The 25,495-nt window shown below is 68.4% G+C and carries 29 protein-coding genes and 1 riboswitch; of the genes, 13 read left to right on the top strand and 16 right to left on the bottom strand.

Annotated features, from left to right (window positions below; genetic code table 11):
• Nucleotides 1-144: 144 nt before the first annotated feature.
• A complete protein-coding gene (locus B1790_RS16020) occupies nucleotides 145-1,356 on the top strand; it encodes an acetyl-CoA C-acetyltransferase (protein WP_079924271.1) in 1,212 nt (403 codons plus the stop codon).
• A gap of 4 nt (nucleotides 1,357-1,360) precedes the next feature.
• Entirely contained in the window at nucleotides 1,361-3,508 is a 2,148-nt protein-coding gene (locus B1790_RS16015; RefSeq protein ID WP_079924270.1) for a 3-hydroxyacyl-CoA dehydrogenase NAD-binding domain-containing protein, read from the top strand.
• Between the two features lie 69 nt (nucleotides 3,509-3,577).
• On the opposite strand, the gene B1790_RS16010 is transcribed toward B1790_RS16015, so the two are convergent.
• A complete protein-coding gene (locus tag B1790_RS16010) occupies nucleotides 3,578-4,003 on the bottom strand; it encodes a pyridoxamine 5'-phosphate oxidase family protein (RefSeq protein ID WP_079924269.1) in 426 nt (141 codons plus the stop codon).
• 47 nt (nucleotides 4,004-4,050) lie between these two features.
• The gene (locus B1790_RS16005) at nucleotides 4,051-4,776 is read right to left on the bottom strand and encodes a GAF and ANTAR domain-containing protein (RefSeq protein ID WP_079924417.1); all 726 of its coding nucleotides are present in this window, start codon (nucleotides 4,774-4,776) and stop codon (nucleotides 4,051-4,053) included.
• Nucleotides 4,777-4,874: 98 nt separating this feature from the next.
• Here B1790_RS16005 and B1790_RS16000 point away from each other — a divergent pair, with 98 nt between their 5' ends.
• A complete protein-coding gene (locus tag B1790_RS16000) occupies nucleotides 4,875-5,864 on the top strand; it encodes an LLM class F420-dependent oxidoreductase (protein ID WP_079924268.1) in 990 nt (329 codons plus the stop codon).
• Here B1790_RS16000 and B1790_RS15995 read toward each other — a convergent pair.
• The 3 genes from B1790_RS15995 to B1790_RS15985 are packed head-to-tail and all read right to left on the bottom strand — an operon-like array spanning nucleotide 5,861 to nucleotide 10,138.
• Nucleotides 5,861-6,205 carry a VOC family protein gene (locus tag B1790_RS15995; protein ID WP_079924267.1) on the bottom strand — a complete coding sequence of 115 codons (345 nt, stop codon included), beginning with the start codon at nucleotides 6,203-6,205 and terminating at the stop codon, nucleotides 5,861-5,863. The two genes, B1790_RS16000 and B1790_RS15995, sit on opposite strands and share 4 nt — an antisense overlap.
• Complete coding sequence (locus B1790_RS15990; RefSeq protein ID WP_079924266.1) at nucleotides 6,202-7,851, bottom strand: DNA repair helicase XPB; 1,650 nt, start codon at nucleotides 7,849-7,851, stop codon at nucleotides 6,202-6,204. The genes B1790_RS15995 and B1790_RS15990 overlap by 4 nt, the downstream gene beginning before the upstream one ends.
• A gap of 31 nt (nucleotides 7,852-7,882) precedes the next feature.
• The gene (locus tag B1790_RS15985; RefSeq protein WP_079924265.1) at nucleotides 7,883-10,138 is read right to left on the bottom strand and encodes a helicase-associated domain-containing protein; all 2,256 of its coding nucleotides are present in this window, start codon (nucleotides 10,136-10,138) and stop codon (nucleotides 7,883-7,885) included.
• A gap of 75 nt (nucleotides 10,139-10,213) precedes the next feature.
• Between B1790_RS15985 and B1790_RS15980 the strand changes: the two genes are divergently transcribed.
• Genes B1790_RS15980 through B1790_RS15965 form a run of 4 tightly spaced genes read left to right on the top strand, consistent with a single transcriptional unit; the run spans nucleotide 10,214 to nucleotide 11,791 of the window.
• Nucleotides 10,214-10,405 carry a hypothetical protein gene (locus B1790_RS15980; protein WP_079924264.1) on the top strand — a complete coding sequence of 64 codons (192 nt, stop codon included), beginning with the start codon at nucleotides 10,214-10,216 and terminating at the stop codon, nucleotides 10,403-10,405.
• Nucleotides 10,406-10,461: 56 nt separating this feature from the next.
• Complete coding sequence (moaC, locus tag B1790_RS15975; protein WP_079924416.1) at nucleotides 10,462-10,890, top strand: cyclic pyranopterin monophosphate synthase MoaC; 429 nt, start codon at nucleotides 10,462-10,464, stop codon at nucleotides 10,888-10,890.
• The gene (locus tag B1790_RS15970) at nucleotides 10,887-11,366 is read left to right on the top strand and encodes a molybdenum cofactor biosynthesis protein B (RefSeq protein WP_079924263.1); all 480 of its coding nucleotides are present in this window, start codon (nucleotides 10,887-10,889) and stop codon (nucleotides 11,364-11,366) included. The genes moaC and B1790_RS15970 overlap by 4 nt, the downstream gene beginning before the upstream one ends.
• The gene (locus tag B1790_RS15965) at nucleotides 11,363-11,791 is read left to right on the top strand and encodes a molybdenum cofactor biosynthesis protein MoaE (protein WP_079924262.1); all 429 of its coding nucleotides are present in this window, start codon (nucleotides 11,363-11,365) and stop codon (nucleotides 11,789-11,791) included. The genes B1790_RS15970 and B1790_RS15965 overlap by 4 nt, the downstream gene beginning before the upstream one ends.
• Nucleotides 11,792-11,800: 9 nt before the next feature.
• Here the strand turns inward: B1790_RS15965 and B1790_RS15960 are convergent, their stop codons facing one another.
• The 4 genes from B1790_RS15960 to B1790_RS15945 form a co-directional block, all read right to left on the bottom strand.
• Nucleotides 11,801-13,177 carry a transglycosylase family protein gene (locus B1790_RS15960; RefSeq protein ID WP_079924261.1) on the bottom strand — a complete coding sequence of 459 codons (1,377 nt, stop codon included), beginning with the start codon at nucleotides 13,175-13,177 and terminating at the stop codon, nucleotides 11,801-11,803.
• A 9-nt stretch (nucleotides 13,178-13,186) separates the two neighbouring features.
• A riboswitch (cyclic di-AMP (ydaO/yuaA leader) is annotated at nucleotides 13,187-13,374 on the bottom strand.
• A 245-nt stretch (nucleotides 13,375-13,619) separates the two neighbouring features.
• Nucleotides 13,620-13,868, bottom strand: coding sequence for a MoaD/ThiS family protein (locus B1790_RS15955; protein ID WP_142271334.1), 249 nt, complete (start codon nucleotides 13,866-13,868; stop codon nucleotides 13,620-13,622).
• A gap of 2 nt (nucleotides 13,869-13,870) precedes the next feature.
• Nucleotides 13,871-14,926 (bottom strand): GTP 3',8-cyclase MoaA, encoded by a 1,056-nt coding sequence (gene moaA, locus B1790_RS15950; RefSeq protein ID WP_079924260.1) that lies wholly within the window; start codon nucleotides 14,924-14,926, stop codon nucleotides 13,871-13,873.
• Nucleotides 14,923-15,312 (bottom strand): YccF domain-containing protein, encoded by a 390-nt coding sequence (locus B1790_RS15945; protein WP_056560093.1) that lies wholly within the window; start codon nucleotides 15,310-15,312, stop codon nucleotides 14,923-14,925. Before B1790_RS15945 ends, moaA begins: the two co-directional genes overlap by 4 nt.
• Before the next feature lie 138 nt (nucleotides 15,313-15,450).
• Between B1790_RS15945 and B1790_RS15940 the strand changes: the two genes are divergently transcribed.
• Nucleotides 15,451-15,861, top strand: coding sequence for a cold-shock protein (locus tag B1790_RS15940; RefSeq protein WP_056560091.1), 411 nt, complete (start codon nucleotides 15,451-15,453; stop codon nucleotides 15,859-15,861).
• Between the two features lie 36 nt (nucleotides 15,862-15,897).
• Here B1790_RS15940 and B1790_RS15935 read toward each other — a convergent pair whose 3' ends face one another.
• Entirely contained in the window at nucleotides 15,898-16,782 is an 885-nt protein-coding gene (locus B1790_RS15935; RefSeq protein ID WP_142271333.1) for an endonuclease domain-containing protein, read from the bottom strand.
• A gap of 123 nt (nucleotides 16,783-16,905) precedes the next feature.
• Here B1790_RS15935 and B1790_RS15930 point away from each other — a divergent pair, with 123 nt between their 5' ends.
• Nucleotides 16,906-17,910: a glutathione S-transferase family protein gene (locus B1790_RS15930; protein ID WP_079924414.1), complete on the top strand. Its 1,005-nt coding sequence runs from the start codon at nucleotides 16,906-16,908 to the stop codon at nucleotides 17,908-17,910.
• On the opposite strand, the gene B1790_RS15925 is transcribed toward B1790_RS15930, so the two are convergent.
• Nucleotides 17,907-18,395 carry a DUF2771 domain-containing protein gene (locus B1790_RS15925; protein WP_079924259.1) on the bottom strand — a complete coding sequence of 163 codons (489 nt, stop codon included), beginning with the start codon at nucleotides 18,393-18,395 and terminating at the stop codon, nucleotides 17,907-17,909. The genes B1790_RS15930 and B1790_RS15925 overlap by 4 nt on opposite strands.
• Entirely contained in the window at nucleotides 18,392-19,939 is a 1,548-nt protein-coding gene (locus B1790_RS15920) for an MFS transporter (RefSeq protein WP_079924258.1), read from the bottom strand. Before B1790_RS15920 ends, B1790_RS15925 begins: the two co-directional genes overlap by 4 nt.
• Before the next feature lie 161 nt (nucleotides 19,940-20,100).
• On the opposite strand from B1790_RS15920, the gene B1790_RS15915 reads away from it, so the two are divergent.
• Entirely contained in the window at nucleotides 20,101-20,919 is an 819-nt protein-coding gene (locus B1790_RS15915; RefSeq protein WP_079924257.1) for a DUF3027 domain-containing protein, read from the top strand.
• Here the strand turns inward: B1790_RS15915 and B1790_RS15910 are convergent.
• Entirely contained in the window at nucleotides 20,916-21,368 is a 453-nt protein-coding gene (locus B1790_RS15910; RefSeq protein WP_079924256.1) for an SRPBCC family protein, read from the bottom strand. The two genes, B1790_RS15915 and B1790_RS15910, sit on opposite strands and share 4 nt — an antisense overlap.
• Nucleotides 21,369-21,386: 18 nt before the next feature.
• Complete coding sequence (locus B1790_RS15905) at nucleotides 21,387-21,647, bottom strand: DUF2530 domain-containing protein (protein WP_079924255.1); 261 nt, start codon at nucleotides 21,645-21,647, stop codon at nucleotides 21,387-21,389.
• Nucleotides 21,648-21,697: 50 nt separating this feature from the next.
• Between B1790_RS15905 and B1790_RS15900 the strand changes: the two genes are divergently transcribed.
• Genes B1790_RS15900 through B1790_RS15890 form a run of 3 tightly spaced genes read left to right on the top strand, consistent with a single transcriptional unit; the run spans nucleotide 21,698 to nucleotide 23,234 of the window.
• The gene (locus tag B1790_RS15900) at nucleotides 21,698-22,132 is read left to right on the top strand and encodes a MarR family winged helix-turn-helix transcriptional regulator (protein WP_079924254.1); all 435 of its coding nucleotides are present in this window, start codon (nucleotides 21,698-21,700) and stop codon (nucleotides 22,130-22,132) included.
• Nucleotides 22,129-22,953, top strand: a complete 825-nt coding sequence (locus tag B1790_RS15895) for an RNA methyltransferase (protein WP_079924253.1) — start codon at nucleotides 22,129-22,131, stop codon at nucleotides 22,951-22,953. Before B1790_RS15900 ends, B1790_RS15895 begins: the two co-directional genes overlap by 4 nt.
• Nucleotides 22,950-23,234 (top strand): DUF2537 domain-containing protein, encoded by a 285-nt coding sequence (locus B1790_RS15890; protein WP_079924252.1) that lies wholly within the window; start codon nucleotides 22,950-22,952, stop codon nucleotides 23,232-23,234. The genes B1790_RS15895 and B1790_RS15890 overlap by 4 nt, the downstream gene beginning before the upstream one ends.
• 1 nt (nucleotide 23,235) lies before the next feature.
• Here B1790_RS15890 and sepH read toward each other — a convergent pair whose 3' ends face one another.
• Together sepH and serC are read right to left on the bottom strand one after the other, a co-directional pair.
• Nucleotides 23,236-24,030, bottom strand: a complete 795-nt coding sequence (gene sepH / locus B1790_RS15885) for a septation protein SepH (RefSeq protein ID WP_079924250.1) — start codon at nucleotides 24,028-24,030, stop codon at nucleotides 23,236-23,238.
• 76 nt (nucleotides 24,031-24,106) lie between these two features.
• Nucleotides 24,107-25,213, bottom strand: a complete 1,107-nt coding sequence (serC, locus tag B1790_RS15880; RefSeq protein WP_079924413.1) for a phosphoserine transaminase — start codon at nucleotides 25,211-25,213, stop codon at nucleotides 24,107-24,109.
• Between the last annotated feature and the right edge of the window lie 282 nt (nucleotides 25,214-25,495).

Below are 25,495 nucleotides of genomic sequence, written 5' to 3'. Positions count from 1 at the left end.
GATGTCTCGCCGTGGCGTCACGTTCGGCGTTGGGCGGAGGGCCGGTTCGCCGGGAACCTCCCAACCAGCCGGTTGGGAGAGACTGTTATCCTCGGCATTCTTGGACCACTTGGGCCTCCCCGAGCCAAAGAAGAGGAATTCACCATGTCCGAAGAAGCCTTCATCTACGAGGCGATCCGCACGCCGCGTGGCAAACAACGCAACGGCGCTCTCAACGAAGTCAAGCCGGTCAACCTCGTCGTCGGCCTGATCGACGAGCTGCGCACCCGCCACCCCGATCTCGACGAAAGCCTGATCAGCGACCTGATCCTGGGTGTCGTCTCGCCCGTCGGCGACCAGGGCGGCGACATCGCCCGCACCGCGGCGCTGGTGGCCAAGCTGCCCGACACCACCGGCGGATTCCAGCTCAACCGCTTCTGCGCCTCAGGCCTCGAGGCCGTCAACATCGCCGCGCAGAAGGTGCGCTCCGGCTGGGATGACCTGGTGATCGCCGGCGGCGTCGAGTCCATGAGCCGCGTCCCCATGGGCTCCGACGGCGGAGCCTGGGCCAGCGACCCCGAGACCAACTACCGCGTCGGCTTCGTGCCGCAGGGAATCGGTGCCGATCTGATCGCCACCATCGAGGGTTTCTCCCGCGAAGACGTCGACGCCTACGCGGTGCGGTCGCAGGAGAAGGCCGCCGCGGCATGGTCGGGTGGTTACTTCGCCAAATCCGTCGTCCCGGTCAAGGACCAGAACGGACTGGTCATCCTCGACCACGACGAGCACATGCGACCGGGTACCACGCTGGAGAGCCTCGGCAAGTTGAAGTCCGCCTTCGAAGGACTCGGCGCCATGGGTGGCTTCGACGACGTGGCGCTGCAGAAGTACCACTACGTCGAGAAGATCAACCACATCCACACCGGTGGCAACAGCTCCGGCATCGTCGACGGCGCCGGTCTGGTGCTCGTCGGCAGTGAGAAGGCTGGCCAGTCGCAGGGTCTGACCCCGCGCGCCCGCATCGTGGCCACCGCCACCAGCGGCGCCGATCCCGTCATCATGCTCACCGGTCCGACGCCTGCCACTCGCAAGGTGCTCGACCGCGCCGGCCTGTCGACCGAGGACATCGACCTCTTCGAGCTGAACGAGGCGTTCGCCTCGGTGGTGTTGAAGTTCCAAAAGGACCTCAACATCCCCGACGAGAAGCTCAACGTCAACGGTGGCGCCATCGCGATGGGCCACCCGCTGGGCGCCACCGGCGCCATGATCACCGGAACCATGGTCGACGAGCTGGAGCGCCGCGGCCTCAAGCGCGCGCTCATCACGCTGTGCATCGGCGGCGGCATGGGTGTCGCGACCATCATCGAGAGGGTGTAAGGCAATGGCTGAGAACACGATTCAGTGGGACAAGGATGCCGACGGCATCGTCACCCTGACGTTGGACGACCCCACCGGTTCGGCCAACGTGATGAACGAGCACTACAAGGAATCCATGCACAATGCCGTGGATCGGCTTGTGGCAGAGAAGGATTCGATCACCGGCGTGGTGATCGCCAGCGCGAAGAAGACCTTCTTCGCCGGCGGTGACCTCAAGGGCATGATGAACATCGGTCCGGACGACGCCGCCCAGGCGTTCGAAGAGGTCGAGTTCATCAAGGCCGACCTGCGCAAGCTGGAAACTCTCGGCAAGCCGGTGGTCGCCGCCATCAACGGCGCCGCACTTGGCGGTGGCCTCGAGATCGCGCTGGCCACCCACCACCGCATCGTCGCCGACGTCAAGGGCGTGGTGATCGGTCTGCCCGAGGTCACCCTCGGCTTGCTGCCGGGCGGTGGCGGCGTCGCCCGCACCGTCCGCATGTTCGGCATCCAAAAAGCCTTCATGGAGGTCCTGAGCCAGGGCACGCGTTTCAAGCCCGGCAAGGCCAAGGAAATCGGACTGGTCGACGAATTGGTCTCCAGCGTCGACGAATTGGTGCCTGCCGCCAAGTCGTGGATCAAGGCCAACCCCGAGGCGCACACCCAGCCCTGGGACGTCAAGGGCTACAAGATGCCCGGCGGCACGCCGTCGCATCCCGCGCTGGCCGCCATTCTTCCGTCGTTCCCGGCGCTGCTCAAGAAGCAGCTCAAGGGTGCCCCGATGCCGGCCCCGCGCGCCATCCTGGACGCGGCCGTGGAAGGTGCGCAGGTCGACTTCGACAGCGCCACCCGCATCGAGAGCCGCTACTTCACACACCTCGTCACCGGCCAGGTCTCCAAGAACATGATCCAGGCGTTCTTCCTGGATCTGCAGTCCATCAACGGCGGCGGATCACGCCCCGACGGGATCGCCAAGCAGGAGATCCGCAAGATCGGCGTGCTCGGCGCCGGCATGATGGGTGCGGGCATCGCCTACGTCTCGGCGAAGGCAGGCTTCGAGGTCGTGCTCAAGGACGTCGAACTCGAAGCGGCACAGCGCGGTAAGGGTTACTCGGAGAAGATCGAGGCCAAGGCGCTCGAGCGCGGCAAGACCACGCAGGAGCGCAGCGACGCGCTGCTGGCCAGGATCACCCCGACGGCCGACGCCGCCGACTTCGCCGGCGTCGACTTCGTCATCGAGGCCGTCTTCGAGTCGGTTGAGTTGAAGCACAAGGTGTTCCAGGAGATCGAGGACATCGTCGAGCCCAACGCGCTGCTGGGGTCGAACACCTCGACGCTGCCCATCACCGGTCTCGCGGCCGGAGTGAAGCGCCAAGAGGACTTCATCGGGATCCACTTCTTCTCACCGGTCGACAAGATGCCGCTGGTGGAGATCATCAAGGGCGAGAAGACCTCTGACGAGGCGCTGGCCCGGGTGTTCGACTACACGCTGGCCATCGGCAAGACCCCGATCGTCGTCAACGACAGCCGTGGCTTCTTCACCAGCCGCGTCATCGGGACCTTCGTCAACGAGGCGTTGGCGATGCTGGGCGAGGGCGTGGTTCCGGCCAGCATCGAGCAGGCCGGTTCGCAGGCCGGCTACCCGGCACCGCCGCTGCAGCTGTCCGACGAACTCAACCTCGAGCTGATGCACAAGATCGCGGTTGCGTCGCGCAAGGGCGTCGAGGAAGCCGGCGGCACGTACGAGGCGCACCCGGCCGAGGCCGTCGTGGAGAAGATGATCGAGATCGGACGTCCGTCGCGGCTCAAGGGTGCAGGCTTCTACGAGTACGCCGACGGCAAGCGCGTCGGGCTGTGGTCGGGCCTGAAGGACGCCTTCAATTCCGGCACCACCGAGCTTCCGCTGCAGGACATGATCGACCGGATGCTCTTCGCCGAGGCGCTCGAGACGCAGAAGTGCATCGACGAAAACGTCCTGATGACCACCGCGGACGCCAACATCGGATCCATCATGGGCATCGGCTTCCCGCCGTGGACCGGTGGCTCGGCGCAGTTCATCGTCGGCTACGAGGGTCCGCACGGCGTCGGCAAGGCCGCCTTCGTGGCCCGCGCCAAGGAGCTGGCGGAGCGTTACGGCGAGCGGTTCGAGCCGCCGGCGTCGCTGACCAGCTAGTCGTTCAGATTGCACTCAGGGCTGTGAGACCTTAGGTTTCACAGCCCTGAGTGCATTCTCGGTGCGGGTCTAGAAGGCGCCCAGGTCGGCCGACAGCCAGTGCTCGGGCTTCATCCAGATCGCCACGTTCTCACCGAGCTCGTTGCGGGCGAATTCGAGATACGCCTCCGCCGCCGCGCCGCTGAGATAGCGCCGGGTCATCTCATCCAGCTGCGCGTCGGTAGCCGGCTCGATGCGGCTGACGGTTCCGTCGACTGCGACGTACCGCGTCGTCGGCTCCGTGCGCTCCACCATGAGCGAGAAGAAGCCGTTCGCTTCGATGAGGCGGGCCTTGTGCGAGCCGGGGCCAGTCAAGATCCACGGCTCGCCGCCCGGGGTGTACTGGTACCAGATCGGCACCGTCAGCGGCCCACGCGTGTCGCCCGCGTAGACGGACAATGCGGCCACGTGCGGCTCGGCGAGGAACTGCTCGCGTTCGTCCTTGGTAAGCGCCATGAGTGAGGCTAGCCGCGGGACAAGGGCCTCAAACGTCTCGATCGTGGCTAGTCGGAACGGCCGAGGATGTCACGCGTCGTAGCACCGTCGACCACCTCGTGGCAGAGGTCGGCGAGACGGCGATTGGTCCTGCGGGCGTGTGCGCGAAGCAGATTGAACGCGCGATCCATGTCGACGGAGCCGCGTTCGGCGAGCACGCCCTTGGCCTGCTCGATGATCAAGCGGGTGTTCAGCGCCGTCTGCAGTTGCTGATTGACGAGTTCTGATCGGCTAAGGACCCGTTGATGGAGGATGCCGACCGTGGCGACGTCGGCCAAGGCCTGGCCGATGGCGACGTCGGCCTGCTGCATCGGACCCGTCTCCCCGAGGAACAGGTTCAGCGCGCCGACCCGTTCGTCGCGTAGCCGCAAGGGCAGGGCCACGACCGCCTTGTAGTCGTACTCCGCCGCGCGCTGGGCAAACTCCGGCCAGGTCGCCGAGCTGGCGGCGAGATTCGCCACGTGGACGGCCTCTCCGGTTCGGTAGGCGTCGAGACAGGGGCCGACGTCGGCCTCGACCTGAAGCAGCTCCAACAACCGGCTCTGCTCGCTGCTCGAGGCGAACACGTGCAGCACACCAGCGGCGTCACCGAGCAAGATGCCCGCCGCGCTGATCGGCAGCAGCGACATGGTGCTGTCGATGAGCTGCTGTGCCAGCTCGATGACGTCGTAGTCGGCGACCAGGGTGTCCGCCAAGCCGACGAACGCGCTCGCCAGACGCTCGTAGCGATCCATCGCAATTCCCTTCGTTCCCACATCGTGCCCACCCCTGCCGCACCACCGACGACACTACGGCTCACCGTCGACCGGTGAGACCGCCTAGAGTCGGATTCATGCGCTTCGGACTCTTCATCCCGCAGGGTTGGCGACTCGATCTGGTGGACATTCCCACGGAACGGCACTGGGAGGTCATGCGTGACCTCGCCGTCCATGCCGACGGCGGGGCGTGGGATTCACTCTGGGTGTACGACCACTTCCACACCGTCCCGGTGCCGACCGACGAGGCGACCCACGAGGCGTGGTCCTTGATGTCGGCGTACGCGGCGACCACCACGCGCATCAAGCTCGGGCAAATGTGCACCGCGATGAGCTACCGCAACCCGGTGTACCTCGCCAAGGTGGCCGCCACGGTGGACGTCATCTCCGGCGGCCGGGTACAGATGGGCATCGGCGGTGGCTGGTACGAACACGAGTGGCGCGCCTACGGCTACGGATTCCCCTCTGCCGGTGTGCGATTGGCTCGCCTCGACGAGGGCGTGCAAATCATGCGTGACGCATGGCGTGACGGCCGAGTGACCTTGGACGGCAAGCACTATCAGGTGGACGACGCGATCGTCGCACCAAAGCCGTTGCAGCAGGACGGGATTCCACTGTGGATTGCCGGTGGCGGTGAGAAGGTGACGTTGAAGATCGCCGCGAAGTATGCGCAGTACACCAACTTCACCTCCAAGCCCGACGGATTCACGCACAAGTCGAAGGTGCTCGAAGAGCACTGCGCAACCGTCGGGACCGACTACGGTTCGATCGTCCGGTCGGCGAACTTCAACGCCGTCGTCGGCACTTCGGAGGCCGACGTGGCCGACCGAGTCGAACGGATCAGGGCACGCCAGATCACCAAGGCGAACCCGGAGGCGGTCGACGCCATGCTCGCCAACGCCACCTCACCCGACGCGGCCACCGGCACCCCAGAGCAGGTGATCGAACGGCTGTCTCGACTGCGTGACCTCGGCTGTGAGTACGCGATCCTCTACTTCCCAGAGGCGGCCTACGACCGTTCGGGCATCGAGCTCTTCGAGCGAGAGGTCATCCCGGCGCTGAGCTAGCGGTGGCTCAGTACGTTGACGACGTTGCCCGACGGATCCTCGAAGAAGAACCGCCGCACGCCCCACTCCTCGTCGGTCAACGGGTGCACGACGGTCAGGCCGGCGGACACCGCCGCGGCGTGGGCAGCGTCGACGTCGTCGACCTCCACGGAGAGGTCGGGGTTGACGGGCGCGGTGAGATCCTTTGTCATGACACTGATCTGGTGACCGGTGTCATCGGCCAGCGTGAGGATCCAGCCGTGGTTCATCACCTCGGCGAGGCCCAGTGTCTCGACGTAGGCGTTGCGGGCGGCAGCGACGTCGGCGACGGTCAGATTCGGTACCACCCGACGCACCGTCATATCGCCGGACCGAGCAGATCGTCCGCGTCCTTGATGACGTACCCGTAGCCCTGTTCGGCGAGGAACCGCTGCCGGTGCGCGGCGTACTCGGCGTCGAGGCTGTCGCGCGACACCACGGAGTAGAAGACCGCGCCGCCGCCGTCGGCCTTGGGCCGCAGCAGCCGGCCCAACCGCTGCGCCTCCTCCTGCCGCGACCCGAAGGTGCCCGAAACCTGCACCGCGACACTGGCTTCGGGGAGGTCGATGGAGAAGTTGGCGACCTTGGACACCACCAATGTCTGAATCTCACCCGTGCGGAAGGCGTCGAAGAGGACTTCGCGCTCGGAGTTCTTCGTCGACCCCTGGATCACCGGTGCGTTGAGCTCGCGGCCCAGCTCCTCCAGTTGGTCGAGGTATGCACCGATCACCAGCGTCGGTTCGCCGGGATGGCGGGCCAGGATCGACTTCACCACCGCGACCTTGGTGTGCGCCGTCGAGCAGAGCTTGTAGCGCTCCTCCGGCTCGGCCGTCGCGTAGATCATCCGCTCGTTTTCGGTCATCGTGACGCGGACCTCGATGCACTCGGCCGGGGCGATCCAGCCTTGGGCCTCGATGTCCTTCCACGGCGCGTCGTAGCGCTTCGGGCCGATCAGGCTGAAGACGTCACCCTCGCGGCCGTCCTCGCGGATCAGGGTTGCGGTCAACCCGAGTCGGCGGCGCGACTGCAGATCGGCCGTCATCCGGAAGACCGGGGCGGGCAGCAGGTGCACCTCGTCGTAGATGATCAGACCCCAGTCGCGGCTGTCGAACAGCTCGAGGTGCTTGTACTCACCCTTCGTACGCCGCGTGATCACCTGGTAGGTCGCGATCGTGACGGGGCGCACCTCCTTGCGCTCGCCGGAGTACTCGCCGATCTCCTCCTCGGTCAACGAGGTGCGGGCGATCAGCTCGCGCTTCCACTGCCTGCCGGCGACGGTGTTGGTGACCAGGATCAACGTCGTCGCCCCGGCCTTCGCCATCGCTGCGGCGCCGACGATGGTCTTGCCCGCGCCGCACGGCAGCACGACGACGCCCGAGCCGCCCGCCCAGAACGAGTCGGTGGCCATCTGCTGGTAGTCGCGCAGCACCCAGCCGTCCTGCGCCAGCTCGATGGGGTGGGCCTCGCCGTCGACGTAGCCAGCCAAATCCTCCGCGGGCCAGCCGATCTTGAGAAGTATCTGCTTGATGTTCCCGCGGTCGCTGGCGTGCACGATGACGGTGTCGTCATCGATGCGCGCACCCAGCATGGGGGCGATCTTCTTGTTGCGCAGCACCTCTTCGAGCACCGCGCGATCCAGGCTGACCAGCACCAGCCCGTGCACCGGGCTCTTCACCAGCTGCAGGCGGCCATAGCGCGCCATCGTGTCGACGATGTCGACCAGCAGCGGCTGCGGCACCGAATACCGCGAGAAGGACACCAGCGCGTCGACGACCTGCTCGGCGTCGTGACCGGCCGCGCGCGCGTTCCACAGCGCCAGCGGCGTGATGCGGTAGGTGTGGATGTGTTCTGGCGCGCGCTCCAGCTCGGCGAACGGCGCGATGGCCGCCCGAGCCGCGCCCGCAAGCTCGTGGTCGACCTCGAGCAGCACCGTCTTGTCGGACTGCACGATCAATGGGCCCTCGGTCATCCCGACACTCCTGCTGACTTCATCCCACCCATTATCCCGGTTCCGCCGACATGACCGACGTCACGCGGTGGATCGCGAAGTCGCGCACCCGGCCTGCGGCCGGATCGTAGGCGGTGAGTTGGCCGCCCCTGACGTTGATCGGGGCGACGACGCGCTGGGTGGCGACCCCCGCGGGGTCGACGTAGCCGATGACCACCGACTCCTTCCGGTGCGCTGCGCCGTGCAGCTGCGCCATGGCCTCGGCGGGATCGAGGCGGGAGCCGTCGGCGGGGGAGCCGGTCATCTTCCGCAGCACCGCGACGATCGCGCCCAACGTCTGAGCCGTCGGTCCCTGCGGTGGCCGGTAGCCACGGCGGCGGCCGGGAGTCGGCACCCGCGCGCCGCGTGACTTGACGTCGACGATGGTCCCCGACGAATCCTCCGCGGCGGGCGCGAAGCCCGCGGCCCGCAGGGCGGCGAGCAGATCGTTGATCGGCGACATCGACACCGCGACGGTCGGCGCCAAGGCCCGGATGTCCAGCTTCTCGAGCGCCGGAGCGGAGATGGCTTGAGTCAGCAGTGCGGGGTCCTCACAGCGGACGAACGATGCCGCCATGCCGACCCTGAGCTGGCCGTGGCGGCGCGCCACGTCGTCGATCAGGTACGTCAAGCCCTGCGGTACAGGAGTTTTCGAGTGACGGGCGAACATCCCGTGCAGTTCGCTGGCGCTGAGACCGGTGTCGAGGGCGCGACGGACGGTCTGCTCGCTGATCCGGTACACCATCGCGGCGCCAGCCGACTCGACGTTCGCCACGATCGAAAGTTGTTCCGCCAAGCCACGATCCAGTGGTCCGGGGACCACTACGGTCAGGTCGGCCTGCAGCAGGAAGTGGTCGATCGGCGCCGGCAGCACCTTCGTCATCGCCGCGACGACGACGTCCTCGGGCTCCGACGCCAGCAGATGACGGCTCGGGGTGGCGATCGCACCCCTGCCGATCGCACCGACGGCATGGGCTTCGGCGACGAGGTCCGCGATCGGTTTGAGCTGTAGGCGGGCGGCCCAGCGCGGGCGTCGCCACGTCATCGCGGCCGAGGCTCCCGCCGCGTCGACGCCCGTGCCGGGAGGCAGGTCGGCGAGCGTGGCCAGCAGCAGCCGGCGGTCCAGCGGCGCCGCCGTCGAGTACAGCGAATCCGACAGCACCGCATAGGGTTTGCCGTCGGGACCGCGTTCGCCGACGAGGCCCGGCCGAGCCGGAAGGTCCAGCCAGGCCGAGGCGATCAGGTTCCACCGCACGGCATTGGGGGATTCGACGAAGCGGTCGGCCGCCAGCGTCGGCGCCCAGTACGGCCCGGCACCGTCGAGCGGATCCGGCTCGGGTATGCCCGCCGCGATCAAACCCGCCGCCGAGGCCACCTCGAGGATGAGGCCGAGCCGGTCGTCGGCTATCCCGGTGGTCTTGCCGAGACGCTTCAGTTCGCGGACCCCGAGGCCGCCGCTGCGGAGTTCGGGGATCGGCGCACCGGACAGCGCGTCGAGCACGACGTCGACTTCGCGGAGCAGATCCATCGCGGACCCGGCCGCGGCCGCGTCGACGTCGGCCACCGACGTCGACGACGTGGCCGGATTCGGTGGCGTCAGCCCGGTGGGCCCCGGCGCTTCGGCGCGCATCACCTGTCCGACGAGGCGCGGCAGGATCACGGTGTCCTCGTCGACCTGGCGCAACAGCCCCATGGCCAACAGCCGCTGAACCGGCCGGTCGGCGGGGGTGCCCTTCGCCGCGTCGCGCGTGCGCCCGATCGGTGACCCGTCGACGAGCCGCTCCAGCAGATCGCGCTGCGGTCCGTCGACCTCGTCGACCAGTTCGGCGATGCGCGCCGCGTCCGGTCCGTCGGCCTCGAGGGTGACTTGGCCCGGATGCCACGGAAGGCCAGCCGCGCACTCCGGCGTCACCCGGATCGCCGCGTCGCCCCACGCCAGCCCGCGCGCTCTAAGGGTGTCGAGGGCCGTCGCCACGTCGTCTGGACTCGCGCGGTCGCCGATCAGCTCCGTCAGCGCGGCCATGGGCACGCCGGCACTGTCGGCGTGCAGAACCAGCAGCGCGTCCAGCGTTGCCAGCGCCAAGAAGTCGAGGCCGTCGGTCGCGGCCTTCACCGATTGCCTGGCCTGCGCCCTGGCGGCCAGCGCGGAGATGGAGCCGGGCGGGGGTTGGGCGAGATCAGGACGCAACTCGAACAGGCGGACGAGCTCACCGTCGGTCAGCTCGTCCAGCCAGGCGCCCAACGGCACGACACGAGCTGATTCGGACATTGGTTACCAGCGTAGGCCAGGTCGTCGCGTACGCCGGTCTCGCCAGCGCGCTCAGCGCCTGCCACAATGTGAGGCGTGGCCGACAAGAAACCGCAGAAGAACCACTACGTCGACAACGGCTGGCCCGTGAGTGCAGACGGTGACCACGCAGTCAGCGAGCTCGCCGCCGACCGTACCGGCGCGCTGTCGCCCTTCGGCGAACTGACGTTCCCGTTGCCGGTCGAAGACCTGCCGTACACGCACCCGGTCACCGTCATCAACAAGTAGACGTGACGGCCCGCCACGGTCGACTGTCGCACCTCGACGAATCGGGGGCGGCGCACATGGTCGACGTGACCGCCAAGGATGCGACCAGGCGCACTGCCGTCGCGACGGGAGTCCTGCGAACCCGCGCCGACGTCGTCGAGCTGATCGCGACCGGTGGGCTTCCCAAGGGCGACGCCTTGGCGACCGCCCGGATCGCCGGGATCCTCGCCGCCAAGCGCACCAGCGACCTGATTCCTCTTTGCCACCAGTTGGCGCTCACCGGCGTCGATGTCGAATTCGCCATCGGCGCAACAGAAGTCACGATCACGGCGACCGTTCGCACCACCGACCGCACCGGCGTGGAGATGGAGGCGCTGACCGCGGTGAGCGTCGCAGCCCTCACGCTCTACGACATGCTCAAGGCCGTTGACCCGGCCGCGACGATCGACGCCATCGCGGTGGTGCGCAAGGACGGCGGCAAGACGGGCACCTGGGAGAGGGCATGACGCGGTCGGCACGCGTGATCATCGCGTCCACGCGCGCAGCCAAGGGCGTCTACGACGACCGCACCGGCCCGGTCATCGTGGCGTGGCTGACGGCTCGCGGATACGACGTCACCCCACCTCACGTGGTCGCCGACGGACTGGCGGTGACCCGCGCGCTGTGGACCGCCCTCGGCGAAAAGGTGGACCTGATCCTGACGTCAGGCGGCACCGGCATCTCGCCGACCGACGGAACCGCCGACGCGACGGCCGCGATCGTCGACTTCGAAATCCCCGGCCTGGCCGACGCGATCCGACGGTCCGGCCTACCGCACGTACCGACCTCGGTGCTGTCCCGCGGGGTCTGCGGTGTGCGCGACGGCACATTGATCGTCAACCTGCCGGGATCACCCGGCGGCGTGAAGGACGGACTCGGGGTGCTGGCCGACGTGCTCGAGCACGCCCTCGATCAACTCGACGGAGGAGACCACACCAGATGAGCGCGATCGTGCTGCGGGCCGAACTGAGCGACCAGGCGATCGACCTCGCCGAGCACGAAGCACTCGTCGTGCACCGGGCGGCAGGGGCCGTCGTCGGCTTCGTCGGAGCCGTCCGCGACCATGACGGTGGCCGGTCGGTGACCCGACTCGAATACTCCGCGCACCCGACGGCGAACCAGATACTGGCCGAGGTGGCCGCCGAGGTCGCCAGGGACTGCCAGGGCGTGCGGGCGATCGCCGTGAGCCATCGCGTCGGCACGCTCGACATCGGTGACGCGGCCCTGGTCGCGGCCGTCGCCGCCGATCACCGCAAGGCGGCGTTCGAGACGTGCGCGCTGTTGGTCGACACGGTCAAGGCTCGCCTGCCCGTGTGGAAGCACCAACTGTTCGTCGACGGATCCGACGAGTGGGTCGGTTCGGCCTAGCCCTCGGTCTTAGTTGACCGGAGCCGGAGCCGGTGCGGGGATCAGGAGAGCCGGGTCGGCGGGAGCGGGAGCAGGTAGGGCCGCCGGATCGACTGGAGCTGGCACCGGGCCGGTCGGCACGTTGGGGCCGGGCGCCTGTGCAGGAATCGGCGTGTTCATGCCGCGCTGTGACAGGCCGACGATGAGCGCTTCCTTGCCACTGATGTCGTGGTTCTGGACCGCTTGCCAGAGGTCCTTCAGGTAGCTCGTGTTGGGGCTGTCGGCGGGGCCTGCGGCGTTGGGATCCATCGTCGCCCCTGGCGGCGGTGCGTCCGGGCTGGCGAGGTGCGGAATGCCGTTGGGCGGGAGTACCGCCGGGTCCGCGGCCGGCGCGGCGAGCGGCGCCGGGGCGGCCGGGTCGACGACCGGTGCCGACGCGTCGGGGGCAGCCGGTGCGGCGGCATCCGGAGCGGGCAGCGGCGCGGGGACCAGCATCGGATCCTGCGGCAGCGGGGCACCGTGCAGTGCCCAGGCCTGCGGCTCACCGGCGGGTGCGGCGCCCTCGGGGGCGACGTCCCAATTGGAGACGCTGACCGCGGGGACTGCTTGATCGAGTTTCAGCGGGCCGAGGCCGGGAGGCAACGGCGCGGGGGCGTCGACCGGCATGGGTGCGTCCAGCGGTGCGGCGTCGGCCGGAGGCGGTGGGACGTCCAGCGGTGCGGCGTCGACCGGAGGCGGTGGCGGCGGGACGTCCAGCGGTGCGGCATCGGCCGGCGGGGGCGGTGCCGGCGCGTCGAAGGCGACCGTCACGGCCTGGTCCGGCGCAGGTGGCGGCGGCAGCTCCTCGGCGGGGGGCGGGGGAGGCAGCGGTGCGTCGAGTGGGGCTGCGGCGTCGACCGGGGGCGGCGGGGGCAGTTCGTCGACTGGCGGCGGCGGGGGGAGTGGCGCGTCGAGCGGGGCGGCATCTGCCGGGGGCGGGGGAACGTCTCCGCCGAGATCGGGGTTGTCCAGAGGGGCGGCGTCGGCGACGACGTTGCGCGGGGTGGCGCTGGAGAGTCCGCGTCCGCACACGGGCCACGCTCCGCGGCCCTGAGTGGCCAGGACGCGCTCCGCGACGGCGATCTGCTCGTCCTTGCTGGCCAGGTGGGCGGCCGGGGCGTACTCGCCGCCTCCGTGGCCGGACCAGGTACCGGGGGAGAACTGCAGCCCGCCCTGGTAGCCGTTGCCGGTGTTGATGGCCCAGTTTCCGCCGGATTCACAACCGGCGACTCGGTCCCACTCGCCGTCGGTCGCGGCACTTGCGTGTCCGGCGAGGGCGAGGCCGCCCGTGCCGAGCACGGCGCCGGTGAAGGCGATCTTTGCGACGTTTACTGCCGAACTGGGGGTTTTGCGATGCCGTCCACTCATGGGTGTAGAAAGTCCTCTCGTCCACGCCTACGAGGTCAGCTGTCGGGTTCGGGCTTGAGAGGTTGCCCGGCCTTGGCCTTGCGGCTTTCGGCTTCACCCCAAGGAATCGCGCGCACCGCACGAGATTCCGAGTCCTTGTTCTTCGGTGGACCGGTTGGGTCCCCCGCCTCCATCCCTGAGGTAGGTCTTGACCATGTCCAACGGATGGAGCTCGGCGTAACTGGGCATGGCGGGCCACGATGGGGGTCGAATGGCTTGGAATAGGACGGTAGTGGGTAGTTCGTCTTTCAGCACCTTCGCCGGGTGGCGGCGTTTCCCTGCCCAGCAAATCTTGTGAGAACGTTAAAACGGCAGCACGGCGTGACGTTTACGCAGGGAATCCGTGCGGTGAACAGCGCGTGTGACAATTTGTGATCATTCCGTTATGTGACGCATATCACTCTTATCCGCCCGCGAAGGGCGGTAAGACATCGACCGTCTGGTTTGTTTGGAGCGGCTTGTCGACGTCGCGCACCGCAATTTCGTCGCACAGGAACGAACACCGGTCGAGCACTTTCGACAGCGTGGCGCTGCGTGTGCGGAGATCGGCGACGAGGTCGGCGACCGTCCCCCCCGGCGCCAAGGACACGGTCTCTGCGTCCACCCCAGCGGCTGCCCGTGCTGCGGCGAAGTACCGCACCTTCACGTCCATCGTCAGCCGCCGATGGCGCTCATCGGGCGGTCCGGCTGGAGGAAGCCGGGTTCGTTGATCCCGTGGCCTGCCGGCTTGGCCCACATCGCGGCCCGCCAAGCGGCTTCGACGGCGTCGTCGTCGGCGCCTCGGCGCATCAGCAACCGCAGGTCGGTTTCCTCCCGGGAGAAGAGGCAGCTGCGCACCTGGCCGTCGGCGGTGAGCCGCGTCCGGTCGCACGCACCGCAGAACGCGTCCGAGACCGACGCGATCACGCCGACCGTGCCCACACCGCCGTCGACCCGCCACAGCTGGGCAGGCGCAGAACCGCGCGGGGCGGGATCGGGCACCAGGTCGAATTCGCGGCGCAGCGTACTCAGGATGAGGTCCGCGTCGATCGTCTTGTCGCGCTGCCACTGATGCCCGGCGTCCAGCGGCATCTGCTCGATGATGCGCAGTTGATAGCCGTGGTCCAGGCAGAACCGCAGGAGTGCGACGGCGTCGTCGAGCCCGGTCACGGGATCGAGCACGGCGTTCACCTTCACCGGGGACAACCCGGCTTCCGCCGCCGCGGCGAGGCCCGCGAGGACGTCACGGAGGCGGTCGCGCCGGGTGATGCGGGCGAAGTGCTCGGGGTTCACGGTGTCCAGCGACACGTTCACCCGGTCCAGGCCGGCGGCCTTGAGCGCGGCCGCGCGGCGGACCAATCCGATGCCGTTGGTCGTGACGGCCGTCTGCGGGCGCGGCCGTAGCGACGTCGCCGCCGCGATGGCCCCCTCGAGGTTCCGCGACAACAGGGGCTCCCCGCCCGTGAACCGGACGTTGGTGATGCCGAGGCGCGTGACGGCGATGGTCAGGAGCCGGGAGAGCTCGTCGGCGCTCAGCAGATCGTCGCCGGGCAGCCACTCGAGACCCTCGGCAGGCATGCAATAGGTGCAGCGCAGATTGCAACGGTCGGTGAGCGACACCCGCAGATCGGTCGCCGCCCTGCCGAACGTGTCGAGCAGCGGGCCGTCCGACGGAGCGCCGACCGGTGCCGCACGCCGCACCGACGGCATGCCCAGGGCCGTCCCCGTCACGCGAACACGCCCTTCGTCGTCGGCACGATCTCCTTGCCGAGGGGAAACAGCGACACCGGGATGAGCTTCAGATTGGCTATTGCGAGGGGGATGCCGATGATCGTGATCGCCATGGCGACCGCGGTGACGACGTGCCCTATCGCCAGCCATATGCCGCACAGCACCACCCAGATCACGTTGCCGATCATGGCGCCGGCGCCCGCTCCTGGCTTGTCGACGACGGTCTGGCCGAACGGCCACAGGGCGTAGACCCCGATGCGGAACGCCGCGAAACCGAACGGGATGGTGACGATGAGGATGAAGCAGAGAATTCCGGCCAAGAAGTATCCAAGTGCCAGCCAGAGGCCGCCGAAGATCAACCAGATGACGTTCAGTATCAAGCGCATGTTTCCTCCAGCGGTGGCTTCCAGCCTACCGACAGGTGGTCGAGCAGTGACGGCTGCAGGTGGCGTCCTTGTAGGATCATGTCATTCGCGTCCCGCACGAGTGGGACGCGTTCATTGCGAAACGAGCGGGTGAGACCAGTGCCGACCGGCAAGGTGAAGTGGTACAGCGCCGAGAAGGGCTTCGGCTTCGTGTCCCAGGAGGAAGGTGAGGACGTCTACGTGGGGTCCTCCGCGCTTCCGGCCGGAGTCCAAGAGCTCAAGGCGGGCCAGAAGGTCGAGTTCGGCATCGCGGCCGGACGCCGCGGCCCGCAGGCGTTGAGTCTCAAGGTGATCGAACCGCCCCCCAGCGTGGCTCGCGCGCGTCGCGAGGCGTCGACACCCGAACACAAGCACACCCCCGACGAGCTGCACGGGATGGTCGAGGACATGATCACCCTTCTCGAGGGATCCGTTCAGCCGGAGCTGCGCAAGGGCAAGTACCCCGACCGCAAGACCGCGCGTCGCATCTCCGAGGTGGTCAAGGCCGTTGCCCAGGAGCTCGACGCCTGACCCCTGTTCGCCGAGTGTGAACTCGCGCTCGACGATTCATCGAAAGTACGCAAACGACTTCACGTTCGGCGGCTGGTAACCCGCTGCTCGTAGGGCGGTGAGGGTTCGGTCGACGACGACGTGCGGGCGACGGTGCAGCATGTCGGAACTCACGCGGACGATGCGCCAGCCCAGCGCTTCGAGTTCGGCGATGCGATCGATGTCGCGTCTCCTCTGTAGGGGGTCGGTCCAGTGGTGAACGCCGTCGTATTCGACGCCGACCAGGTGCTCGCGCCAGCCCATGTCGATTCGTGCGACGAAGTAGCCGGATGGGTCGTAGACCTCGATCTGGGTGTGCGTAGGGCGGAGGCCGGCCGACGTGAGGACGAGGCGGGTGCGGGTTTCTTGCGGGGACTCTGCGCCGTCGTCGGCGAGGGTGATCGCCTGTCGCAGTTGCCGAATTCCGCGCGCGCCGGCATGGCGGTCGGCAAGAACGGCGACGTCGGGGATCGCGAGGCCCGTCGCCTGCACCAGTGCGTCGAGCCGGACGATGGCCTCGGTTAGCCCGGGTTTCCTGCCAAGGTCGAAGGCCGTCCGCGCGGGTGTGGTCGCCATGATGCCCCCGGCGCTGCAGGATTCGTCATCAGCCAGGCGGTCGCCGTGCAGCACGATCCCCTGCGTGTGATGACGACTGGTGTGGATGAGTTCGGCGGGCAGTCGAGAGTCGATCCACTTCGAGCCATGCAGGGCCGCGGCTGAGAGGCCCGCGGCCGTTGCCTGGCGCCCCGACCACAGCCAGGCGGCGACGGCGCGATCGCTCGCCGTCGGTTCCCCGCCGGCCGGCATGTATACGTTGCGGTGCATGGAGGTGTACCGCGTCGCCAATTGATATCGGTTCACCGTGCCGGCCGCCAACGCTTCGGTCCCCAGAAATGGTCGCATCACCGTTTCGACGCATTGGAGGTGCCCGTCGGTTCCATCGGCAGCGGCGAGAGTGAACTCGTCCTCGAGTTCTGGCCCGGATGTCGCGCATGTCTTCACTCTCGGTGGGGAACACTGGTGCCCGTGAGCTACGTCAACCCCGAAGGCGACTTCAACCGCGACACCAAGTACATCGAGACCCGCATCACGGCCGACGGCCGCGACGGGTACCCGGTGGAACCCGGCCGCTACCGACTGGTGGTGGCCAGGGCGTGTCCGTGGGCCAACCGCGCGATCATCGTCCGGCGACTGCTCGGCCTGGAAGACGTTCTGTCCATTGGCTTTTGCGGACCAACGCATGACGAGCGCAGCTGGACCTTCGATCTGGACCCCGGCGGTGTGGACCCGGTGCTGCGGATCCCGCGGCTGCAGGATGCCTACTTCGCCAGGTTCCCGGACTATTCGAAGGGCATCACGGTGCCTGCCATCGTGGACGTGCCGACGGGTGCCGTCGTCACCAACGACTTCCCGCAGCTGACCCTCGACCTGTCGACGGAGTGGACCGAGTACCACCGCCCCGGCGCCCCGCAGTTGTACCCGGAACCGCTGCGGGCGGAGATCGACGAGGTGTCACGACGCGTCTACACCGAGGTGAACAACGGCGTGTACCGGTGTGGGTTCGCCGGATCGCAGGACGCCTACGAGAGCGCCTACGACCGTCTGTTCACCGCGCTCGACTGGCTGTCGGAACGGCTTGCCGGACAACGCTTCCTGGTGGGCGACACCATCACCGAGGCCGACGTCCGGCTGTTCACCACCCTCGCCAGGTTCGATCCCGTCTACCACGGGCACTTCAAGTGCAATCGGCAGAAGCTCGCCGAGCTACCCGTGTTGTGGGCCTACGCCCGCGACCTCTTCCAGACCCCTGGGTTCGGTGACACCGTCGACTTCGCGCAGATCAAGACGCACTATTACGTCGTGCACGCCGACATCAACCCGACCAGGGTGGTTCCGAAGGGGCCGGACCTGGCGAACTGGTTGACCCCGCACGGCCGGGAAGCGCTGGGCGGCAAGCTGTTTGGTGACGGTACGCCGCCGGAGCCGACTCGCGACGGCGAGCGGGTGCCCGCAGAACACTCGGCGGGCTAGGGCCAGACCGTGGCGATCGACCACTCGGCGTGCGGCCACGGGAACTCGTTGTTCTGCGCGTCGCGCACCAGCGTTGGCAGCTGAACCGCGATACCGGTCAACCGACCGCGCCGAGGGTCGACGGTCGGGATGGTGACCGCAAGCGTGGCGTTGGGCCGGAACTCCGAGACGGCCGGCTCGCCGTCGCCCTCGTATGCGCGGATCAGCACCCACGGCGCCCGGGCAATGGCGGGCGGCACCGACAGCTGAATGGGATCTCGCCAGTTCACCACCAGCGTGCCGACCGTCTTCGGGGTGTCGCAGTTGGTGATGACGAAGACGTCGCAGTATCGGTAGGGGCCCACCCGCACCAGTTGTTCGCGGGTGTAGGCACTGATCTCGGGGTGCTTCGGATGCGGGGCGCGACTGAGCTGCCACACCAGGACGCCGGTGAGCAGCGACGCCACCAGCGTCACGCACGCGAGGACGACGGCGACGCGCTTCATTCGCGCACCGCCGACGCCGTGCCGCGACTCTCCTGCTCGGCGAACACCGGCCGGTTGCCGCCGAGCCCGGGGATCAGCGAGTCACCGCTGTTGCTCACCAGGGTCTGGGCGAGTCCGAGGATGAGCAGCGCGGTGATCGCGGTGAACCCGACCCACAGGTCGGTGTAGATCAGCACGCCCATGGCTCCTCCCGCGACCCACGCGAGTTGTAACAGTGATTCCGAACGCCCGAAGGCCGACGCGCGCGACTGCTCGGGCAGGTCGTCCTGCAGCGAGGCGTCCAGCGACGCCTTCGCGACGGCGCTGGCGCCTGAGGTGATCAGGGTGGCCAACGCTGCGACGTACAGGTTTCCGAGCACGGCGGTCGCCAGCGCCATCCCGGTGACCGCGGTGGCCGCCCGGACCACCAACCGCGACGGGTTGCCGAGTTGGAGGCGGGCCGCGGTGAAGTTGCCGACGAAGTTGCCGATGCCCGCGGCGGCGCCGATGAGGCCGAGGATGCGCAGCTGTTCCCAGCCGCTGGCATCGTGAGACTTGGCGACGAAGGCTGGGTAGAGGAACAGGAATCCGACCATCACCTTGATGGTGCAGTTGCCCCACAGTGAGGTGATGATGTTGCGGCCCAACGGTTGTCGAGTCTTCTCGGTGACGGCGGGCTGGGTCGGTCGACCGAACTGCTCGGTGGGCCCGTGGTAGCTCAGCGTGGTCGGTACCTCGCCCTCGGTGACCTCGACCCACTTCGGGATGCGCATCGACAGCACCGCCCCCACCACCGTGATGGCGACGATGACGTACAGCGCCCCGGGCAGTCGGAACAGGCCGAACAGATACTCGACGCCCACTGCAGCCGCGCCGCCGAGGATGGTGCCGCCAAGCAAGCCGAACATGGTCAGGCGGGAGTTCACCCTGACGAGGTCGATGCTGGGGGGCAGGACGCGGGGTGTGACGGCGCTGCGCAACACGCTGAACGACTTGGAGAGCACCATCATCCCCAGCGCACAGGGGTAGAGCACCCACGGCGGGAAGCTGCCCGTGGCGGGGTCGTAGTTGGCGATGAGCACAACGGCCAGCGCGGTGCGGATGGCGAACGAGGTGGCGAGCGCCACGCGGCGGCCGTGCTGCAGCCGGTCGATCGCGGGGCCGATCAACGGTGCGATGACCGCGAACGGGGCGATGGTGATGACGAGGTACAGCGCGACCTTGCTCTTGCTCTCCCCGGAGGCGGCCGCGAAGAACAACGTGTTGGCCAGCGCGACGGCCATGGCGGAGTCGGCGGCGAAGTTGGCCATCACCGGATAGGTCAGCGCCGTCAACCCCGACTTGTCCGCGCCGTCGGCGGTGGCCGCCTTCTGGAACAGCCCGTACATCTTCGAGCCCATTTCGCGGCCACGCCCTGCGGCGCCTCGCGGTCTGCCTGCGGCCGCCCCGATTCCGGGTTCGGAGGCGTCGTGGTCGCGAGGCCGCTGACGGTCCTCAATGGGGGGCAGCCACCGGTTTGCGCTCGGCTGGCGGGGGCTCGACGGGCTGCTCGGGTAGTTCGCCATGCCGGGATGCTCACCGCGATGACCGCCGGGTGGACGCGGCGGATGGTAGCGGGGGTCTCGCGAGTCATCCACGTCCCTGATTGTTCCCCATGGGAGGTACCGCCGCCCGCAGGGCAGCCGGTGTGGCTTTGCTCCAGGGTCGTCAGGCAGTATTAGGGGTGATGGACAGCATGATCGAACCCGCCCAGAACCTCGAGACCGAACATCCGGAGCCGTCGGCAGAACTCGCCGCCGTGCTCATGGGTGCGGTCGACGCTGCGCGCTCGGCGATCGTCGAATTCGAGGGCGGCGACGCGGCAGAGGGTTTGGTCGGCGAGTACCTCGGTGCCGCCTTCGAGGATCCATACGCCGCGACGCACCGATTCCTCGCCGCGATGCCCGGATACCAGGGCTGGCAGTGGGCGGTGGTCGTCGCCGCGTATCCGGGTGCCGATCACGCCACGATCAGCGAAGTCGTCCTGGTCCCCGGCCCGACGGCGCTGCTGGCGCCGCAGTGGGTGCCGTGGCAGGAACGCATCCAGCCGGGCGATCTGAGCCCTGGCGATCTGCTGGCCACCCCGACCGACGACCCGCGCCTGGTGCCGGGCTACATGTCCTCGGGCGACGAGGAACTCGACGAGCTGGCGGCCGAGGTGGGCTTCGGCAAGCGCCAGGTGCTCAGCCAGTGGGGCCGCATCGAAGCGGCCGAACGCTGGAACGACGGCGACTACGGGCCCGGGTCGGCGATGGCTCGCGCCACCCGCAAGGTGTGCCGCGACTGTGCCTACTACCTGTCGCTGGCGGGTTCGCTCGGCACGCTGTTCGGTGTCTGCGCCAACGAGATGTCGGCTGACGGCCACGTCGTCGCCGGCGAGTACGGGTGCGGGGCGCATTCCGACACGCCGCAGCCGGCCACGATCGGCTCGCCCATGTTCGAGCCCTTCGACGACGGCGTCATCGATCTCACCCAGCCCGCCGAGCCCGAGCCGGTCGAGGGCTAACTCTCCGCGGCCGCCTTGATGCGGCTCAGGGATGCGTTCATCCCGTCGACCAGTTCCAGCTCGAAATTCGGCACTCCACCCATCACGGCGTTGACCAACAGGTTGGACACCGGCTTCACGCCGTTCTCGGCGTGCCTGCTCTCGGTCAGCCGGGTGCCGGTGGCGGTCGGCTCCAGTTCGTAGCTCCAGACGGTGTTGTTCTCGTTGACGCGGAACGCCAGCTTGCGTTCTGGGACGACCTCGGTGATGCGGCTGGTCGTCGGCCAGAACAGGTAGTTGCGGCGGTTGACGTTGACGGTCCTGGTGCCGGGACGCAGCGGCCCAAAGGCCTTCATCAGTTTGCACTGAGGGCTCCACTTGGGCATCAGGCTCAGGTCCGACACCAGCGCCCAGACCGTCTCAGGCGATGCGTCGATGTCGATCCGTGCCTGCAGTAGGGGTTGTGCCATGAGGTTCCTCCGTCGAGTTCAGTCGAGTCCTTGCTGCGCGCCACGGGAGCCGCGGCGGACGGCGCTACGTTGCCACAGGAAGATCGACGTACCGAGCACCCCCACCCCGAGACCGGCCACGGTCACCGGGCGCCAGTCGTGCAGGCCGGGCACGGTGAAGGCGAGCAGTGCGGCGACGAGCCAGCCGGCGGCGATCACGTAGATGACGGGCCACGGCCGCAGGAGGATCTCGGGCAGTGCCGGGGCAACCGGCTGCGGGTCGGGCGGCGTTGCGTCCATTGCGGACAACCTAATCGATTCCCGTGAGCGGTGTCGGTACTGTTTGCGTCGTGAACGACCCCGACGCGCGGCTGGCCAGCGACCTTTCGTTGGCCGTGGTGCGGTTGGCGCGCCAGCTGCGCTTCCGCCGCCCGGATTCCCCGGTGTCGTTGTCACAGCTGTCGGCCCTGGCCACGCTGGACAAGGAGGGCCCGATCACGCCCGGTGCGCTGGCCATCCGTGAGCGGGTACGCCCGCCGTCCATGACGCGGGTCATCGCGTCGCTGGCCGAGTTGGGCTTCGTCGACCGCTGCGCGCACCCCGACGACGGCCGTCAGGTGTTGGTGTCGGTGTCGGGGTCCGGACGCGAACTGCTCGACGTCGAACGGCGCGCCAGCCAGGAATGGCTCCAGCAGCGGTTGGCGCAGCTTCACCCCGACGAACGGAAGACCTTGCTGGCGGCGGCTGACCTGATGTCCGCGATCGTGGACGACGGCGGCGCTTGAACCACCCAGACAACGTCGTCGTCGTCGACGCCCCCGCCGATCCCCGGCTCGACGACTTCCGCGATCTCAACAGCATCGACCGCAGGCCCGACCTGCCCAGCGGCAAGGGTCTCGTCATCGCCGAGGGCGTGCTGGTGGTGCAGCGCATGTTGGCGTCGCGCTTCGTGCCGAGGGCGTTTCTGGGCACCGAGCGCAGGCTTGGCGAGCTGGCCGACGATCTCCGGACCACCGACGCGCCGTTCTACCTGGCGAATGCCGAGGTGATGGCGGCGGTCGTCGGGTTCCACCTCAACCGCGGGGTGTTGGCGGCTGCGCCCCGGCCCGTGGAGCTGTCGATACCGCAGATCTTGGAGGGGGCCAGGACGATCGCGGTGCTCGAGGGCGTCAACGACCACGAGAACCTCGGCTCGGTGTTCCGCAACGCGGCCGGGCTCGGCGTTGACGCGATCGTGTTCGGTCGGGGATGTGCCGACCCGCTGTACCGCCGGGCGGTGCGGGTGTCGATGGGACATGCGCTGCTGGTGCCCTATGCGTGGTCCTCCGAGTGGCCCAACGAGCTCGAAGTGTTGCGGGACAACGGTTTCCGCGTGCTGGCGATGACGCCCAATCCGGCGGCTCTGACGTTGGCCGCGGCCATGGAGACGCTGGAGGGCGAGAAGGTGGCGATCCTGGTTGGCGCCGAGGGGCCTGGGCTGAACGAGCGGACGATGCGGGCCAGCGACGTCAGGGTGCGAATCCCGATGGCGCGGGGGACCGACTCGCTGAACGTGGCCACCGCTGCGGCGATGGCCTTCTACGAGCGGGCTAGGCTCGCTCCATGAGTGAGGACACGGCGACCCCGTGGGGGACCGGCCTCACCGTTGCGGCATTCGTCGCGGCCGTGACGGCGGGCGCGATCGTCGTCCTGAGCCTCGGGCTGACCCGGGTGAACCCGCTGCTCGCGGTGGGGCTCAACCTGGTGGCCGTCGGCGGGCTTGCCCCGACGGTGTGGGGGTGGCGAGCTCGACCGGTGTGGCGATGGTTCGTGCTCGGCAGCGGAATCGGGGTGGCCATCGGGTGGCTGGCCCTTATCGGCATGGCGATCCAGGCCGCGGCGGCCTAACTCAGGGCTGGTTCGCCGACCGCACACCAAGCAGGACGTCTTCCCAGCCGGGGACCTCCGCGCGACGCTTGCGCGTGCGTACCTTGGCCGGTGTCTTGGCGGGCTCTGGCGTCGGAGCGGTCACCGGCTCGGGCGTTGCCGGCGTTGGCTCGGGAAGTGACAGGTCGAGCGTGGGAACGGGTGCCACCGAGCGCAGTGCGGGGCGGTCGAAGTGGGGATCGATGAGCTCGGCCGCGGCGTCGTCGAACGCCGTTGCGGTGCCGCCGTGCGCGCCGGGGGTGAAGCGGAAGTGGGCGGTGTTCTCCGAACGGCCCGCCTTCCACGTCAGCTGAACGGTCCAGCGACCGTCCTCGTTGCGCCAGGCGTCCCACGACGTGGCGTCGGGGTCGAGTCCGCGCGCCACCAGCGCCGTGGTGATGGTCTCCAACAGCGTCAGCACCGCCGGGCCGTCGGACAGCACCGGGTGGGCCGCGGTCGCGAGCTCGGCGGCGCGGGAACGTTCGAGCAGCACCGGGTGGGCGAATCGTTCGACCCTGGCGGCGTCTTCGCCTGCGGCGCCTGCCACCTGTTCAACCGATGCGCCCGCGCGGATCCTGGACTGAATCTCCTTGGGGGTCAACACGTTCGGCACCTCGGCATCGGCTTGGGTTGGCATGGCGTCACCGCTCAACGCGGCGCGGAGGCGGTCGTCCGGACGGAGGACGAACTTCTCGGTACCCTCGGCCGTCTCGCAGATGATGCGGGTGCCAGACCGACCGTTGTTGAAGTCGAGTCCGACGACCTTCAGTTCTCGCATGTGCGACCTCCTAGGGCAGCTCAGCGGTCACCCTACTTCGTTATCGCCCCGTAACCGTGCTGACACGCTCGACCGGTCAGAGGCGCTCGACGACCCAGTCGACGCACGCCGTCAGCGCGCTCACGTCGTCGGGCTCGACGGCCGGGAACATCGCGACTCTGAGCTGGTTGCGGCCCAGTTTGCGGTAGGGCTCGGTGTCGACGATGCCGTTGGCGCGAAGCACCTTGGCGACGGCGGCGGCGTCGACCTCGTCGGTGAAGTCGACCGTGCCGACGACCTGCGACCGCAGGGCCGGATCCGCGACGAACGGAGTCGTGTAGGCGGTCGACTCGGCCCAGGCGTACAGCCGGCCAGAGGAGTCGGCGGTGCGGGCGACGGCCCAGTCGAGGCCGCCGTTTCCGTTCAGCCAGTCGAGCTGGTCGGCCATCAGTACCAGCGTCCCGATCGCGGGGGTGTTGTACGTCTGGTTCTTGAGGCTGTTGTCCACGGCGATTGGCAGCGACAGGAAGTCGGGCACCCAGCGGCCCGACGCCGCGATCTGCTCGACGCGGGCCAGCGCGGCGGGGCTCATGATCGCCAGCCACAGGCCGCCGTCGGAGGCGAAGTTCTTCTGGGGGGCGAAGTAGTACGCATCGGTGTCGCTGACGTCGACCGGAAGACCGCCCGCGGCCGACGTCGCGTCGACGACGACCAGCGCGTCACCTGCGGGTCGCCGAATCGGCACCGCAACGCCGGTCGAGGTCTCGTTGTGCGCCCACGCGACCACGTCGACGGACGGGTCCGACTGCGGCTCGGGCGCGCTGCCGGGGTCGGCCTTGACGATGATGGGATCGCCGACGAAGGGGTTGGCCTTGACGGCCGAGGCGAACTTGGCGCTGAACTCGCCGAACGTCAGGTGCAGCGAGCGCTTGTCGACCAGTCCGAATGCGGCGGCGTCCCAGAACGCCGTCGACCCGCCGTTGCCGAGGATGACCTCGTATCCGTCCGGGACCGAGAACAGCTGACGGACGCCGTCGCGTACGCGGCCGACCAGATTCTTGACGGGCGCCTGCCGGTGCGACGTCCCGAACAGGTGGCTGGCGTCGAGCAGTGCCTGCAGCTGCTCGGGGCGCACCTTCGACGGGCCGGAGCCGAAGCGTCCGTCCTTGGGCTTGAGGTCGGCGGGAATCACGAGGTCGGCCATGCAGGCAAGCGTAGTTGTCGCGGGGTGGCCGCTGAGGGAGCGGTAGGTGGTATTGGCACCGGCGACCGGTCGGCAAAATTCGTTGACGTTGGCGTCAACCTTGAGCGGCGCGGGTTTGGCGGCCGCTCGTAGTTCGGCGGTCTCGTGCCACGACCTGGAGTTGGAGGTGCGGTGGCCGGCCCGCCAACCGGGTGCTCGTGCAACGCTGCGCGATTCTGGCAAATCCCAATTTTTACGACGACGTCAACAGCGGGCTTCGTCGTCGCCGAAATGTTGCACTTC

Source organism: Mycobacterium sp. AT1, assembly GCF_002043095.1.
Classification (GTDB): Bacteria; Actinomycetota; Actinomycetes; order Mycobacteriales; family Mycobacteriaceae; genus Mycobacterium.
This window is presented reverse-complemented; position numbering and strand designations above follow the sequence as displayed.

Excerpts from the sequence above, each read along its gene's own strand:
- B1790_RS16020 (WP_079924271.1), top strand. The coding sequence starts at position 145 with ATGTCCGAAGAAGCCTTCATCTACGAGGCGATCCGCACGCCGCGTGGC.
- B1790_RS16015 (WP_079924270.1), top strand. The coding sequence starts at position 1,361 with ATGGCTGAGAACACGATTCAGTGGGACAAGGATGCCGACGGCATCGTC.
- B1790_RS16010 (WP_079924269.1), bottom strand. The coding sequence starts at position 4,003 with ATGGCGCTTACCAAGGACGAACGCGAGCAGTTCCTCGCCGAGCCGCAC.
- B1790_RS16005 (WP_079924417.1), bottom strand. The coding sequence starts at position 4,776 with ATGGATCGCTACGAGCGTCTGGCGAGCGCGTTCGTCGGCTTGGCGGAC.
- B1790_RS16000 (WP_079924268.1), top strand. The coding sequence starts at position 4,875 with ATGCGCTTCGGACTCTTCATCCCGCAGGGTTGGCGACTCGATCTGGTG.
- B1790_RS15995 (WP_079924267.1), bottom strand. The coding sequence starts at position 6,205 with ATGACGGTGCGTCGGGTGGTACCGAATCTGACCGTCGCCGACGTCGCT.
- B1790_RS15990 (WP_079924266.1), bottom strand. The coding sequence starts at position 7,851 with ATGACCGAGGGCCCATTGATCGTGCAGTCCGACAAGACGGTGCTGCTC.
- B1790_RS15985 (WP_079924265.1), bottom strand. The coding sequence starts at position 10,138 with ATGTCCGAATCAGCTCGTGTCGTGCCGTTGGGCGCCTGGCTGGACGAG.
- moaC (WP_079924416.1), top strand. The coding sequence starts at position 10,462 with ATGGTCGACGTGACCGCCAAGGATGCGACCAGGCGCACTGCCGTCGCG.
- B1790_RS15970 (WP_079924263.1), top strand. The coding sequence starts at position 10,887 with ATGACGCGGTCGGCACGCGTGATCATCGCGTCCACGCGCGCAGCCAAG.
- B1790_RS15965 (WP_079924262.1), top strand. The coding sequence starts at position 11,363 with ATGAGCGCGATCGTGCTGCGGGCCGAACTGAGCGACCAGGCGATCGAC.
- B1790_RS15960 (WP_079924261.1), bottom strand. The coding sequence starts at position 13,177 with ATGAGTGGACGGCATCGCAAAACCCCCAGTTCGGCAGTAAACGTCGCA.
- B1790_RS15955 (WP_142271334.1), bottom strand. The coding sequence starts at position 13,868 with ATGGACGTGAAGGTGCGGTACTTCGCCGCAGCACGGGCAGCCGCTGGG.
- B1790_RS15945 (WP_056560093.1), bottom strand. The coding sequence starts at position 15,312 with ATGCGCTTGATACTGAACGTCATCTGGTTGATCTTCGGCGGCCTCTGG.
- B1790_RS15935 (WP_142271333.1), bottom strand. The coding sequence starts at position 16,782 with ATGCGACCATTTCTGGGGACCGAAGCGTTGGCGGCCGGCACGGTGAAC.
- B1790_RS15925 (WP_079924259.1), bottom strand. The coding sequence starts at position 18,395 with ATGAAGCGCGTCGCCGTCGTCCTCGCGTGCGTGACGCTGGTGGCGTCG.
- B1790_RS15920 (WP_079924258.1), bottom strand. The coding sequence starts at position 19,939 with ATGGCGAACTACCCGAGCAGCCCGTCGAGCCCCCGCCAGCCGAGCGCA.
- B1790_RS15915 (WP_079924257.1), top strand. The coding sequence starts at position 20,101 with ATGGACAGCATGATCGAACCCGCCCAGAACCTCGAGACCGAACATCCG.
- B1790_RS15910 (WP_079924256.1), bottom strand. The coding sequence starts at position 21,368 with ATGGCACAACCCCTACTGCAGGCACGGATCGACATCGACGCATCGCCT.
- B1790_RS15905 (WP_079924255.1), bottom strand. The coding sequence starts at position 21,647 with ATGGACGCAACGCCGCCCGACCCGCAGCCGGTTGCCCCGGCACTGCCC.
- B1790_RS15890 (WP_079924252.1), top strand. The coding sequence starts at position 22,950 with ATGAGTGAGGACACGGCGACCCCGTGGGGGACCGGCCTCACCGTTGCG.
- sepH (WP_079924250.1), bottom strand. The coding sequence starts at position 24,030 with ATGCGAGAACTGAAGGTCGTCGGACTCGACTTCAACAACGGTCGGTCT.
- serC (WP_079924413.1), bottom strand. The coding sequence starts at position 25,213 with ATGGCCGACCTCGTGATTCCCGCCGACCTCAAGCCCAAGGACGGACGC.